Below are 14,863 nucleotides of genomic sequence, written 5' to 3'. Positions count from 1 at the left end.
GGATCGGCAGGTCGCGTGTTTCGTAGTCGTCGACCGCGAGGTCCGGGGCACTCACGAGAGGATCTCCTCTTGCACATCGTCGGTTTCGGGTTCCGGGAGCGGCGCGGCCGGGGTTCCGGTGAGGGACAGGAACACGTCATCGAGGGTGGGCCGCACGACATTGGCGTCGAGGACGCACACGCCCGCGTCGTCGAGGCGGCGCAGCGCCTCGACCATGGTGCGCGAGCCGTTGCCGACGACCACCGAGACCTCGTCGGTGCCCGGTTCGTGGATCGGCTCACCCACGCCGACCTGCTGCAGCACCGACACCGCGGGCCAGGGGCTCTGTCCGGCGGCGAGGGTGACGGTGAGCCGGTCGCCGCCGATGGAGGTCTTGAGTTCGTCGGCCGAGCCGCGCGCGATCACCCCGCCCTTGTCGATCACGGTGATCCGGTCGGCGAGCAGGTCGGCTTCCTCGAGGTACTGGGTGGTGAGCAGCACGGTGGTGCCGTCGTCGACGAGGTCGCCGATCACCTTCCACATGTCGAGCCGACCGCGCGGGTCCAGGCCGGTGGTCGGCTCGTCGAGCACCACCACCGGCGGCCGGGCCACCAGCGCGCCCGCCAGGTCCAGGCGCCGGGCCATGCCGCCGGAGTAGGTGCCCGCGCGTCGGCCCGCCGCGTAGTCCAGGCCGAACGCGGTGAGCAGTTCCTCGACCCTGGCCACGGCCTGCTTCTGCGACATGCCGTACAGGCGTGCCACCATGCGCAGGTTCTCGTAGCCGGTGAGGTTCGCGTCGACCGCCGCGTACTGGCCCGAGAGCCCGATGCGGGTGCGCGCGGTGGCCGGGTCGGCCAGCACGTCGACCCCGGCGACGCGGATCGTCCCGGCGTCGGGCCGTAGCAGGGTGGTGACGATCCGCACGGTCGTCGTCTTGCCCGCGCCATTGGGTCCGAGCAGGCCGAGGACGGTCCCCGCCGGGATCTCCAGGTCGATCTCCTTCAGTACGCGCACCTTGCCGTAACTCTTGGCCAGGCCACGCACTTCTACCGCCAAACTCACGGACGCATCTCCTTCTGGCCGCCGCCGCACACGGTGATCTCCGGGACCGCGTCGAGGTGGCGATGCAGCACGGGGCCGATCGCCGCCAGCGATTCCGGAGTGGTCATCGCCGCGTGCCTGCAGGGCAGGTCGTGGTTGTGGATGTTGCCGGTGACGAACGGCTGCCACGCCTCGGCGCGGCGGCCGGGGTCGGCGGCGTTGATCTCGTCCGCCGCCGCGGTGAAGAACAGCAGGTCACCGTCGTAGAGGCGGGGACGGAACTTGTTGGCCATCACCGTGCCGTCGGCGTAGCCGGTGTAGAGCCGCTGCAGGTTCTCCACCGACAGCGCGGCGAACGGGCCCGGCTGGGACCGCAGCAGATCCGCCGCTTCGCGCAGGTCCAGATCGGCGGGCAGGGGTGCCCCGTCGAGCAGGTCGGCACCGAACTCGCCGAGGATGTCGGCCACGCTGGGCAGCGCGGTGTCGAGCCAGCGGTCGCCGAGCTGGTAGCTGTCGAGCATGGCCAGCAGCGCGACGTCCTCGCCCATCTCCTGCAGTTGGACCGCCACCTCCTGCGCGATCAGGCCGCCGAGCGACCAGCCGAGCAGATGGTAGGGACCGTGCGGCTGGATCGACTTGATGTGGGCGACATAGTGTCCCGCGGCCTCGGGGATCGAGGTGAAGCTGTCGTCTCCGGAGACGTGCGGGGCCTGCAGGCCGTAGAGCGGGCGCTGCGGGGCCAGGTGCGCGAGCAGGCCCGCGTAGCACCAGGACAGGCCGATCGCCGGGTGCACGCAGAACAGCGGGGTGTCGTGCGGGCCGGTCGACGGGCGCAGCGGCAGCACCGGTCCGGTGGCCGCGGCCATCACCGCGGCCGCGTCGCCGGAGTCGAGCCGCGCGGCGATGCCCGCCGGGCTGGCGTCGCCGAACATCAACTGCACCGGCATGTCGTAGCCGCGATCACGCAGGGCGGCGACGACCTTCGTGGCCAGCAGCGAGTTGCCGCCGAGTTCGAAGAAGCCGTCGTCGGCGCCGACCCGCTCGAGCCCGAGCACCTCGGCGAACACCGCGCACAGCGCCACCTCGGCCGGGGTGACCGGCGCACGGTACCCCTCGGCGGCGCTGAACACCGGCTCGGGCAGCCGGGCCCGGTCGAGCTTGCCGACCGGGTTGAGCGGCACCTCGTCGATCGGCATGATCACCTGCGGGACCATGTAGTTGGGCACGTGCGCGCCCACGTGCTCGGTCAGCTCGGCCACCGTCGGCGCCGCCCCCGCCCGCGCCTTGACATAGGACACCAGCGCGGTGACCCCGGCCGAGGTGGTGTGCCCGATGGTGAGGGCGAATTCGACCTCGGGGTGCCTGCCGAACGCGACGTCGATCTCGCCGAGTTCGATCCGGAACCCGCGCACCTTCACCTGGTGGTCGGTGCGTCCGACGTACTCCACGTCCAGCGCCGAGCTCGCGCCCGCCCGCCACCGCACCAGGTCACCGGTGCGGTACATGCGCTCGCCCGGAGCACCGTACGGGTCGGCGACGAACCGCTGCGCGGTCAGCCCCGGCCGGTTGTGGTAGCCACGGGCCAGCGCCGAACCGGCCAGTTGCAGTTCGCCCGTCACCCCGATCGGGGTGGGGTGCAGGCGCCGGTCGAGGACGGTGGCGGCGACGCCACGGATCGGGCCGCCGATGGTGATCGGACCCTGCGGGCTCATCGGCTGCGGCATCAACGTGACGATGGTCGTCTCGGTGGGGCCGTAGACGTTGTAGAAGTTGCGGCCCGGCGCCCAGCGGGCGAGCAGGTCCGGCGGTAGCGCCTCGCCGCCGACGAGGACGTGCGCGAGCGAGTGCACGCCCGCCGGGTCGACGGTGCCCAGCGCGGCGGTGGTGATGAACGCGTGGGTGATCCGCTCCCGGATGAACAGCTGGCGCAGGTCCTCGCCGCCGACCACCCCGGCCGGGGCGATCACCAGAGTCGCGGCGCCACCGAGGGCGAAGAGGATGTCGAGCTGGGCGCCGTCGAAGCTCGGAGTGGCGAAGTGCAGGATCCGGCTGCCCGGGCGCACGTCGTAGCGGTCGGCGGTCTCGGCGGCGAAGTTCGACAGGCCGCCGTGGGTGACGACCACGCCCTTGGGTGTGCCGGTCGAGCCGGAGGTGTAGACGACGTAGGCCGGGTTGGCCAGGCGCAGCGGCCGGATCCGGTCGGCGTCGGTGACCGGCGAATCGTCGGTGCCCAGCACGGTGGCCCTGGTGTGTGGGTCGTCGAGGACCAGCCAGCGGGTGTCGCCGGGCAGCCGGTCGCGGTGCGCGAGCAGGGTGAGCCCGAGCGCCGCGCCGGAGTCGGTGAGCATGTGGCTGATCCGCTGCGGCGGGTAGTTCGGGTCGACCGGCACGAACGCCGCACCGGCCTTGGCGACCGCGAGCATGGTCGCCACCGATTCCACCGAGCGCGGAATGCCCAGGGCCACCAGGCTTTCCGGGCCGATGCCGTGACCGATGAGGACGCGGGCCAACCGGTTGGTCCAGCGGTCGAGGGCGTCGTAGGTGACCACGGTGTCGCCCGCGCTCAGCGCCACCCCGTCGCGCGACCGGGCCACGGCGGCACCGAACACCACGGGCAGGGTGACCGGACGATCACCCCGGGCGCCGTGCACCGGTGCCAGCGCGGTCCATTCGACGGCGTCGAGCAGGGCCAGGTCGCCGACGGCGGTGTTCGGGTCGGCGGCCACCGCGGTGAGCAGTCGGACCAGCCGGTCGCCGAGCCTGCGCGCGGTGACCTCGTCGAACAGGTCGGCCGCGTAGTTCACCGACAGGGCGATGCCGTCACCGACGCGGTCGGCGGTCTGGATCTCCTGGAAGGTGAACTGCAGGTCGAACTTGGCGATACCGGCGTCGGTGTCGACCGCCTCGATCCGCAGACCCGGCAGCTCCAGCATCCGGACCGGGGTGTTGCGGACCGAGAGCATCACCTGGAACAGCGGGTGATGCGCCTGCGACCGGGCCGGGTTGATCACCTCGACGAGCCGTTCGAAGGGCAGATCGGCGTGGGCGAAGGCATCGAGATCGCCGTCGCGGACGGTGCGCAGCAGGTCGACGAAGGCCTGGTCGTCGGCGACCGCGGTGCGCAGCACCAACGTGTTGACGAACATGCCGATCATCGCGTCGAGCGCGGGATGGCCGCGGCCCGCGCTCGCGGTGCCGACCGCGATGTCGTCGGTGCCGGTGACGCGGTGCAGCAGGACCGCCAGCGCGGCGTGCAGCACCATGAACATGCTGACGTTGTTGGTGGTGGCGATGCTGCGCAGCGCCCGGTGGGTGGCGGCGTCGACCGCGCAGTCCACGGTGCCGCCCCGGTAGGAGGGCACCGGCGGGCGTGAGCGGTCGGCGGGTACCGACAGCAGTTCGGGCAGACCGTCGAGCACTTCGCGCCAGTGCGTGAGCTGCTTGCTGATCAGCGCGTCGGGGTCGTCCTCGGTGCCGAGCAGCTCGCGCTGCCACAGCGTGTAGTCGGCGTACTGGATCTCCGGGATCTCGGCGCCGAACGGCTCGCCCGCCCGGATGCCCCGGTACGCGGCGGCCACCTCGGCGGCCAGCGGTTCGAGCGACCAGCCGTCCATCGCGATGTGGTGCACGACCAGCACCAGCACATGCTCCTTGGACCCGGCCACGGCCAGTTTGGCCTGGGCGGGCACCGGCAGCCCGGTGTGATCGACGGTGATCAGCGCGGCCCGCATCGGGACCGTGGCCGCCAGGTCGAAACCGGGGGTGGCGAACCGGGTGACGGCGCTGTCCACCTCGTGCGGCGCGGCGGTGGCGTGGAACAGGGTCACGGCCGCGACCTCCGGCTCGAGCACCAGCTGCTCGGGCTCCCCCGCGTTCTCCGGGAAGACCGTGCGCAGCGTCTCGTGCCGTCGTTGCACCGTGTGCAAAGCGGCGATGAGCGCATCGAGGTCGACGGTGCCATGCAGGCGCAGCACGACCGGGATGTTGTAGGCGCCCGCCGACTGACCCTCGCCCGCGGCCCCGGCGTTGAACCGGTTGAGGAACCACAGCCGGTGCTGGGCCGCCGACAGCGGAATCCGCTCCGGCCGCGGCCGCCGCACCAGCTCGGGACGGCCGTCGTCCCCGGACGGACCGGATTCGATCAGCGCGGCCAGTTCCGCGACGGTCGGCGCGGCGAACACCGTGCGCACCTCGAGGCGCACATTGCTGGCCGCGGCCAGCCGAGCCACCAGCTGGGTGGCCAGCAGCGAGTTGCCGCCGACGTCGAAGAAGCTGTCGGTGGCCGAGACCTCGGTGACGCCGACCAGTTCCCCGATCACCCGGGCCACCAGCCGCTCGGATTCGGTTCGCGGCGCGCGGCCGGCGGCGGTGGTGAACTCCGGCTCGGGCAACGCGGTCCGGTCCAGCTTGCCGACCGGTGTCAGCGGCACCCGATCCAGCAGGGTGAGCGCGGCGGGCACCATGTGCCCGGCCAGCCGCGCCGCCGCGTGATTGCGCACGTCGGCCAGTTCGGTCGGGTCGGTGCCGTCGGCGAGCTGGACCCAGGCCACGATCCGGTCGTCGCCCGCGATGCGGCGCACCTCGGTGTGGGCGAAGCGGACCTCCGGGTGGCTGCCGAGCACGGCGCTGATCTCGCCGAGCTCGATCCGGAAGCCGCGCACCTTCACCTGGTGGTCGCTGCGGCCGAGGTAGTCCAGCTCGCCCTCGGGCGTCCAGCGCACGACGTCACCGGTGCGGTACATGCGGCTGCCCGCCGGACCGAACGGATCGGCGACGAAACGTCCGGCGGTGAGGCCGAGGCGCTGGTGGTAGCCCTGGGCGATGCCCGCGCCACCGATGTAGAGCTCACCGGGCACCCCGACGACGACCGGACGCAGCCGCTCGTCGAGGACGAGGGCGCGCGAGCCGCGCACCGGCGTACCGATGGTCACCGGAACACCCACGCGCAGTTCGGACATGGCCGCGATGACGGTGAACTCGGTGGGCCCGTACGCGTTGACGAACCGCCGCCCCGGCGCCCAGTTCTCCACCAGGTCCGGCGGCACCGCCTCGCCACCGGCCATCAGTCCGCGCAGGTGCGGCAGCGGCCACCGCCTGGCATCGATGGAGGCCAGCACGGCCGGGGTGAGGAAGGTGTGGGTCACGTTCTCGCGATCGAGCAGCGCGCCGAGTTCGTCGCCGCCGTAGATGTCGATCGGGCCGATCACCATCTCGGCGCCGGAGTAGACCGCGAGCAGCATGTCCAGCACCGAGACGTCGAAACTCGGGGTGGAGAAGAAGAACGTCTTCGAGAAACGGTCCAGCCCCATGCGCTCGCGCAGGTCCAGCGCCAGGCTCACCAGACCGCTGTGGGTGACGGTGACGCCCTTGGGCAGGCCGGTCGAACCGGAGGTGTAGATCTGGTACGCCAGATCGGCCGGACGCACCGGGCGTACCCGCTCGGCGTCGGTGATCGGCGCCCCGGGGTATCCGGCCAGTTCGGCGTGCAGGGCGTCGTCGTCCATGAGCAGCCACTGCGTGTCGAGCGGACCGGCGGCCTCGCGCAGCGCGTCGGCGTCGGCGCTGCTGGTGAGAACCGCGCGGGCACCGGAGTCGGTGAGCATGTGCCGCACCCGGTCGGCCGGGTAGCGCGGGTCGACGGGCACGAACGCCGCACCGCTGGAGGCCACACCGAAGATCGCCAGCGCGCAGTCCAGCGAGCGGGTGAGCCCGACCGCGACGCGGTCGCCGGTGCCGATGCCGCGCGCGATGAGCGCCCGGCCCAGCCGGTGCGCCCGGTGGGCGACGTCGGCGTAGTCGAGTTCGCCGATCTCCCCCGCGACACTGCCGCCCGCGAACCAGCGCAGCGCGGGCCGGTCCGGGAACAGCGTGGCGGCGCGTTCGACGATGTCGGACAACACCATCGGGGTCACCATGGCCGGACCCTGCGCGGGCACCAGGGTGCGGTGTTCGGTGACCGTCAGCGGATCGAGATCGCGCACCAACTGCCGCGGATCGGCGGTCACCTGGGTGAGGATGCCCACGAACCGCTCGGCCAGCGTCGCGATCGTGGCCTCGTCGAAAAGCTCGGCGGCGTAGACGAATTCGTAGCGCCGCCCGTCCTCGTCGCCGGGCGCGACCCGCAGCTCCAGGTCGAACTTGGCGCGCGCGATGTCGAGTTCCTCGGCGCTCAGCCGCAGGCCGGGCAGTTCCAGCTCCGGGGTCCGGTCGTCCTGCATGCTCAACGCGACCTGGAACAGCGGATGCCGGTTGCTGGCCCTGCTGTCGCGGCCGAGCGCGTCGACGACCCGCTCGAACGGCAGGTCGGCGTGGGCCAGCGCGGCCAGCTCGGTGTCGCGATCGGCGTGCAGCAGATCGACGAAGCCGCGGTCGGGATCGACGTCGGAGCGCAGCACCAGGGTGTTGACGAACATGCCGACCAGCTCGTCGAGCTGCACGTCGGTACGCCCGGCCACCGGGGTGCCGATGGGGATGTCGCGGCCGCCGGTGACCCCGCGCAGCAGCACCGCCAGCGCCGAACGCACCACCATGAACAGGCTGACGCCGGTGCGGGAGGCGAGTTCCTCCATGGCCTCCTGCAGCGGTGCGGTGACCGCGCAGCGCACCGTGCCCGCCTCGCCGACCGGCTCGGCGGGGCGGGGCCGGTCGAACGGCAACGGCAGCTCGTCGGGCAGCTCGGCCAGGGCCTCGCGCCAGTACGCGGCCTGGGTGGCGGCGATGCTCTCCGGGTCGTCCTCGGCGCCGAGCACGGCTCGCTGCCACAGGCTGAAGTCGGCGTACTGCACCGGCAGTGGCTCACGCAGCGGGGCCGACCCGGCGGCCCTGGCGACATAGGCCACCGCGAGGTCACGGGTGAGCGGGCCGAGCGACCAGCCGTCGGCGGCGATGTGGTGCACGACGACACCGAGCAGGTGTTCGTCGGCGGCGGTGCGCTGCAACGAGATCCGCAGCGGGGTCTGGCGGGTGAGGTCGAACCCGGTGCGCGCCAAGGTGGTCAGCGCGTCGCGGGCGCCCTCGGCGTCGGTGTCGACGGCCTCGACGACGGGCATCGCCTGTGCCAGCGGCAGTACCACCTGTTGGGCGCCGGACAGGTCCTCCGGGAAGACCGTGCGCAGCACTTCGTGCCGGGCCACCAGGTCGGTGAGCGCGGCGCGCAGGGCGCTGACGTCCAGATCTCCGCCGATTCGCAAGACGAACGCGATGTTGTAGGCACTGGATTCGGGGGACAATCGGTTGAGGAACCACAGCCGCTGCTGCGGCAGCGACAGTGGTATGCGTCCCGGGCGCGGGGTGTGTACCGCCAGCGCCACCCGCTGCGTCCGGGGCGCTTCCGCGATCAGGGCGGCGATGCCCGCCACGGTGGGCGCGTCGAAGATCTGCCGCACCGGCAGGTCCACCTCGAAGTCCGCGTGCAGGGCCGCGGCCAACCGGGTGGCCAGCAGCGAGTTGCCGCCGATGTCGAAGAAGCTGTCCTCGGCGCCGGGGACAGGACGGCCGAGGACCTCGGTGAAGACGGCCGCGACCCGCATCTCCAGGTGCGTGCGCGGGGCGCGCGAGCCACCGGTGGCGGCGAATTCCGGTGCGGGCAGGGCCTTGCGGTCCAGTTTGCCCGCGGGCGTCACCGGCATCCGGTCGAGCACCGTCAGGGCTGCGGGCACCATGTAGCCGGGTAGCCTGCCGCGCGCGGTGTCGAGCACGGCGGCCGGGTCGACCGGGCCGTCGACGGTGACGTACGAGGCCAGCCGCTGCTGACCCTGCTCGTCGACGTGCACCAGCGTCAGCGCCGAGCGCACGCCCGGGTGCTCCCGCAGGACGTGGTCGATCTCGCGCAGTTCCACACGGAAGCCGCGGATCTTGATCTGGTCGTCGGCGCGGCCGAGGAAGCGCAAGCGGCCGGTGCCGTCGGCGACCACCAGGTCACCGGTGCGGTACATCCGCTCGCCCACCCGGCCGTGCGGGTTGGCGACGAACCGCTGCGCGGTGAGCGCGAGCTTGCCCAGGTAGCCGCGGGCCAGACCGGGCCCCGAGACGTACAGTTCGCCCGGCGTGCCCGGCGGCACCGGATGCAATCGCGCGTCGAGCACGAACAGCCGTATGCCGCGCACCGGCCCGCCCAGCGGCACCGGCTCCCCCGGCACCATGGCCGCGCTGGCGGTGACCGCGACGGTCGCCTCCGACGGGCCGTACATGTTGTGCATCCGGTACCGGCCCGCCCAGGTGGTGACCAGTTCGTCCGAGCAGGCATCGCCACCGACGATCACCGTGCCCAGCTCCGGGAAGTCCCCCGCGGGCACGGTGGCCAGCGCGGCCGGGGTGATGAAGGCGTGGGTGATGCGTTCCGAGCGCAGGAACGCGGCCAGTTCCGCGCCGCCGTAGAGGTCGGCCGGGGCCACCACGATGGTGGCGCCCGCCGCGAAGCCGAGCAGCAGTTCCAGCACCGAGGCGTCGAAGCTCGGCGAGGAGAAGTGCATGGTGCGCGAGGCGTCGCTCACCTTGAACAGCTGGGTCTGCTCGCTGGCCAGCGAGGCGATACCGGCGTGGGTCACCACGACGGCCTTGGGCGTGCCGGTCGAGCCCGAGGTGTAGATGAGGTAGGCGGGCTGCCCCGGCCGCATCGGATGCCTGCGGTCGGCGTCGGTCACCGGGCCCGCCGAGCGGCTGGCGCAGTCGGATTCGAAGTCGGCGGTACCGAAGACCAGCCATTCCGGCGCGCGACGGTGCTTGCCGGTGGTGGTGGGCAGGGCGGCGAGGTGCTCGGGCAGGGTGAGCCCGAGCACCGCACCGGAATCGCCGATCATGTGCGCGATGCGCTCGGCCGGGTAGGCCGGGTCGACGGGCACGTAGGCGGCGCCGGTCTTGGCGACCGCCCAGATGGCGACGATCGATTCGAGGCCGCGCGGCAGGGCCACCGCGATCACGGCCTCGGGGCCCGCACCGTGCGCGATCAGGCTGCGCGCCAAGCGGTTCGAGCGTTCGTCGAGTTCTCGGTAGGTGGTGTCGAAGCCGAGGTAGCGCACGGCGACGGCGTCGGCCAGGCGCTGGGCGGTGTCGCCGAACAGCCGCGCCAGGGTGCCCGCCGGTTCCGCGGGCGCACCCGCGATGGGCACCAGCCGGGCGATCTCCCTGCGGTCGAGCAGGTCCAGATCACCGACCGGGGTGGCCGGGTCGGCGATCACCGCGGTCAGCAGGGCGGTGAAACGGCGTGCGATCGACTCGACCGTGGCGCGATCGAAAACGTCGGTGGCGAAACCGAATTCGGCCTCCAGTGGCCCGTCGTCGTGGTTGTCGCGCACCTCGAGCTGCAGGTCGAACTTGGCGACCCCGGTGTCGAGCGGCACGAGTTCGGCGGCCACACCGGGCAGTTCGATGCGCAGTTCCGGGGTGCGGTCGTAGGACAGCATCACCTGGAACAGCGGGTGCCGCGCGGTGGAGCGCTCCGGGTTGACCAGTTCGACCAGTCGCTCGAACGGCACGTCGGGGTTGGCGAAGGCGTCCAGATCGGTGTCGCGGACCTGGGCCAGCATGCGGTCGAAGCCCGCCGCCGGGTCGACCTCGGTGCGCAGCACCAGGGTGTTGACGAACATACCGACCAGCTCGTCGAGCGCCGGATCGGAGCGCCCGGCGATCGGCGTGCCCACGGTGACATCGGTGCTCGCGCACAGCCGCGACAGCAGCGTGGCCAGCGCGGCGTGCAGCACCATGAACATGCTGACCCCGTGCGCGGTGGCGAGATCGCCCGCCGCGCGCCGGATCTCGGCGTCGATGGTGAAGGCGACGGTGTCACCGCCGGTGGTGCGCTGGAGCGGACGCGGGCGGTCCAGCGGCAGGTCGAGCTGGTCGGGCAGTCCGGCCAGCGCCTGACGCCAGTGGCCGAGCTGTTTGCCCAGCGGCGCCTCGGGATCGGTTTCGGCACCGAGCAGTTCGCGCTGCCACAGCGCGAAGTCGGCGTACTGCACGGGCAGCGGGGTCCACTGCGGCGCGGCGCCCCCGGCGCGGGCGCTCACCGCCACCATCAGGTCGCGGGCGAGCGGGGCGACCGACCAGCCATCACCACTGATGTGGTGCAGCACCACCAGCAGCAGGTGATCGTCTACGCCGAGCCGATACAGCGCCACCCGCAGCGGGGTCTCGGTGCGCAGGTCGAAACCGCGACCGGCGACCTCGGCGGCGAGCGCGGGGACATCGGCGGCGATGGCGTCGATCGGCGCGAGGTCGATGCTCACGGCGGGCTGGATCTGCTGGTAGGGGCCCTCGGGCCCCTCGGGGAAGCTGGTGCGCAGGCTCTCGTGCCGGTCGAGCACGTCACGGAGTCCGGCGCGCAGCGCACCGAGATCCAGCGGCCCGGTCAGGCGCAGGGCCAGCGGCATATTGTAGGCGGCGGCGTGTTCGGCGAACCGGTTCAGGATCCACAGTCGCTGCTGAGCCAGCGAGAGCGGGACGCGTTCGGGCCGGTGTACCGGCACCAGTTTCGGCGTCGAGGTTTCGGGCCGGTGGGTGCTGATGTAGGCGGCCAGTGTGGCGATGGTGGACGCCTCGAACAGGTTGCGGATGGTGACGTCGGCGTCGAGGGTGGTGTTGATCCGAGCCACCGCGCGCGCGGCGATCAGCGAGTTGCCGCCGAGGTCGAAGAAACTGTCCTCCACCCCGATCTCGGTGCCGTCCAGGGCGAGGACCTCGGTGAAGATCTCGGCCAGCGCGCATTCCAGCTCGGTCTGCGGTGCGGCGGCGCCGGTGGTGAGCCGCACCCCGGCGGCCGGAGCGGGCAGGGCCTTGCGGTCGACCTTGCCGTTGGCGCTCAGCGGCAGTTCGTCGAGCACGACCAGCGCCGAGGGCACCATGTAGGACGGCAGTCCCCGCCGCAGCCCGGACAGCAGCGCGGCGACATCGGGCGCCGGGGCGTCCGCGGCCGCGACGACATAGGCCACCAGTTCGTCCTCGCCGGTGCGGCTCGTCCTGGCGACGCAGACCGCGCGGGCGATGCCGTCCTGGGCGAGCAGCGCGGATTCGATCTCGCCGAGTTCGATGCGCAGGCCGCGGATCTTGACCTGGAAGTCGGTGCGCCCCAGGTATTCCAGCACGCCGGTCTCGACCTGCCATCGAGCCAGGTCACCGGTGCGGTACATCCGGGTGCCGGGGGTGAACGGGTTGGCCACGAACCGGTCGGCGGTGAGATCGGGGCGATCGAGATAACCGCGCGCCAGCTGCACGCCCGCCAGGTACAGCTCACCGACGACGCCGGGCGGCACCGGGCGCAGCTGCGCGTCCAGAACATAGGTCTGGGTGTTCCAGACCGGCGAACCGATCGGCACCGTGGTCGCCTCGGCCGGGCACGGCCAGTAGGTGACGTCGACGGCGGCCTCGGTGGGCCCGTAGAGGTTGTGCAGTTCCGGTCCCCCGGCGGGCCCGTGCAGGGCGGCGTGGAAATCGGCGACGGTGGCGCCGGGCAGCGCCTCACCACTGCAGAACACCCGCCGCAGTCCCGCCCCGCCACGCACCCGCGGATCGGTGACGAACAGCGACAGCATTGACGGCACGAAATGCGCGGTGGTGACGGACTTCTCGGTGATGATGCGGGCCAGGTAGGCCGGGTCGCGGTGCCCGTCGGGCGCGGCGACGACGAGCCGGGCGCCCACCTGCAACGGCCAGAAGAACTCCCACACCGACACGTCGAAGGTGGCCGGGGTCTTCTGCAGCACCGCGTCGGTGTGGTCGAGGGTGTATTCGGCCTGCATCCAGCGCAGCCGGTTGGCGATCGCGGCGTGGGTGACGCCGACGCCCTTGGGCCTGCCGGTGGACCCGGAGGTGAAGATGACGTAGGCGAGCTGGTCGGCCCGCAGCGGGGCGAGCCGGTCGGTGTCGGTGATCGCGGCGATGCTGTGGCCGGTGACGTCGAGGGTGTCCAGATCCAGGCGCGTGGCGCCCGCGGGCAGCCGCACCCCGTCGCGGGCGGCGGTCAGCACGAACACCGGTCGGGCCTGGGTGAGTACGGCCTCGACGCGGTCGACCGGGTGCTCGGGGTCCAGCGGCAGGTAGGCGGCGCCGGTCGCCAGCACCGCGTACATGCCGATGACCATCTCGATGCTGCGGTGCAGGCACAGGCCGACGGTGGTCTCCGGACCGGCGCCGCGCGCGATGAGTTCGCGCGCGAGCTGGTTCACCCGGTCGCCGAATTCGGTGTAACCGATGGCGCGGTCACCGAATTCGAGCGCGACGGCGTGCGGACTGCGCCGCACCTGGTCCTCGAACAGCGAGACCAGGGTGGCCGGGGGCACCGGCATCTCGGTGGCGTTCCAGGTGCGCAGCACCCTGGTCCGCTCGGCGGCGGTGATCGCGGACAGCTCCCGGGCGGGGGTGTCCGGATCGGCGGCCAGGAAACGGGCCAGGAAGTCCAGGTAGCGGTCGTGGTGGGCGGCGACCTCGGACTCGCCGTAGAGCTTGGGGTTGGCCTCGAAGTCGAGTTGGATGCGCCCGCCGTCGCCGTTGTAGATGTTGATCGAGAGGTCCTCGACCGGGCCGGTGGCCAGCACGTGCAGCTGCCCGGCCATGTCGTCGAACTTCAGCTCGTCGTGGAAGAGCATGATGTTGACCATCGGGCCGAAGAAGCCACGCGCGTCGCGCGAGTAGCCGCAGTCGCGGCGGATGTCGTCGGAGCGGTAGCGCTGGTGGCGCAGGGCGCCGGTGATCTGCAGTTCGGTCTGGCGCACCACGTCGGCGACGGTGGTGTGCGCGTCGAAACGCACCCGCAGCGGCACCACGTTGGACACCACACCGGCGGAGCGCCGCAGCGCGACGGTAGTGCGCGCCGAGACCGGAAGGCTCAGCACCACATCGGGATCGCCGGTGACCGAGCGGACGTAGGCGGCCAGCGCGGCGACGATGAGCGCGGAGTTGGCCGAGCTGTGCGTGGCGATCGCGTCGGTGAGCAGGGTGTCGACCTCGGGCGCCAGCACCGCGGTCGCGCGGTGCCTGCCCGGATCGTGGGTGTCGCCCGCGGCCGTCACCGAGGACAGCGTCATCGGCTCGCCGACTCCGGCGAGCTGCTGCATCCAGTATTCCCGATCGGCGCGGAAGCGGCTCGACTCGCGGTAGCGGGACTCGTCGGCGTAGAGGTCGACCAGCGCGGCGGCGCGGGAGACCGACGGTTCGCACTGCTCGCCGACGGCGGTGTAGATCTCGGCGGTGCGGGTGAGCGCGTTCATCGCGCCGTAACCGTCGATCACGATGTGGTGACCGCGTTCGTACCAGAACCAGTCCGTGTCACCGATCCGCAACACGACGTTGATGGTGAGCGGTTCGCGTTCCATATCGATCGGGGTGCTGGCGTGTTCGTTCATCCAGCGCAGTGCGGCGGCCCGGGGGTCGGGTTCGCCGCGAAGGTCGATCCGAGCCCAGCCGGGCCGCCAGGTGGGGTCCACCCGCTGGTGGGGTACCCCGTCGACCTCGAGTAGGCGGACGTGTCCCACCTGGGATTCGGCGCCGTAGCGCTCCACGGCGTAGAGCAGCCTGCCGACGTCGAGATCGCCGTGCAGCTCGACGTAGTGGGCGATGGTGAGCGGGATGTCGGGCCTGATCCGTTGCGCGTACCAGAGCGCTGTCTGGCCGGGTGAGAGGGCGAACGGTTGGCCGACATCCCCGTCGGTGACGCATGAGCTGACGCGGTCGGTGGCCACTGAACTCATCAAGCACTCCGTTCTGCCTTGTGTCACGACTCCCCGAGCAGCGCCCGGGCACGAGAAGGCCCAGGGCGTGGCTTTTCCACGCCCATGATTCGGAGTACTCCGGCAGCCGGATGGCTACCGAGGTGGATTTATTTCGAGCTCAATGGATTACACCCCTGCAGCGG

2 protein-coding genes are annotated in these 14,863 nt (G+C 71.9%); both read right to left on the bottom strand.

The annotated features are described in order from the left end of the window. Window positions 1-51: 51 nt before the first annotated feature. Window positions 52-1,041, bottom strand: a complete 990-nt coding sequence (locus QC180_RS27095) for an ATP-binding cassette domain-containing protein (protein WP_278265667.1) — start codon at window positions 1,039-1,041, stop codon at window positions 52-54. After that, complete coding sequence (locus QC180_RS27090; protein ID WP_278265666.1) at window positions 1,038-14,699, bottom strand: amino acid adenylation domain-containing protein; 13,662 nt, start codon at window positions 14,697-14,699, stop codon at window positions 1,038-1,040. The genes QC180_RS27095 and QC180_RS27090 overlap by 4 nt, the downstream gene beginning before the upstream one ends. Window positions 14,700-14,863: the final 164 nt, after the last annotated feature.

The organism is Nocardia anocheti, from assembly GCF_029675105.1.
Classification (GTDB): domain Bacteria; phylum Actinomycetota; class Actinomycetes; order Mycobacteriales; family Mycobacteriaceae; genus Nocardia.
This window is presented reverse-complemented; position numbering and strand designations above follow the sequence as displayed.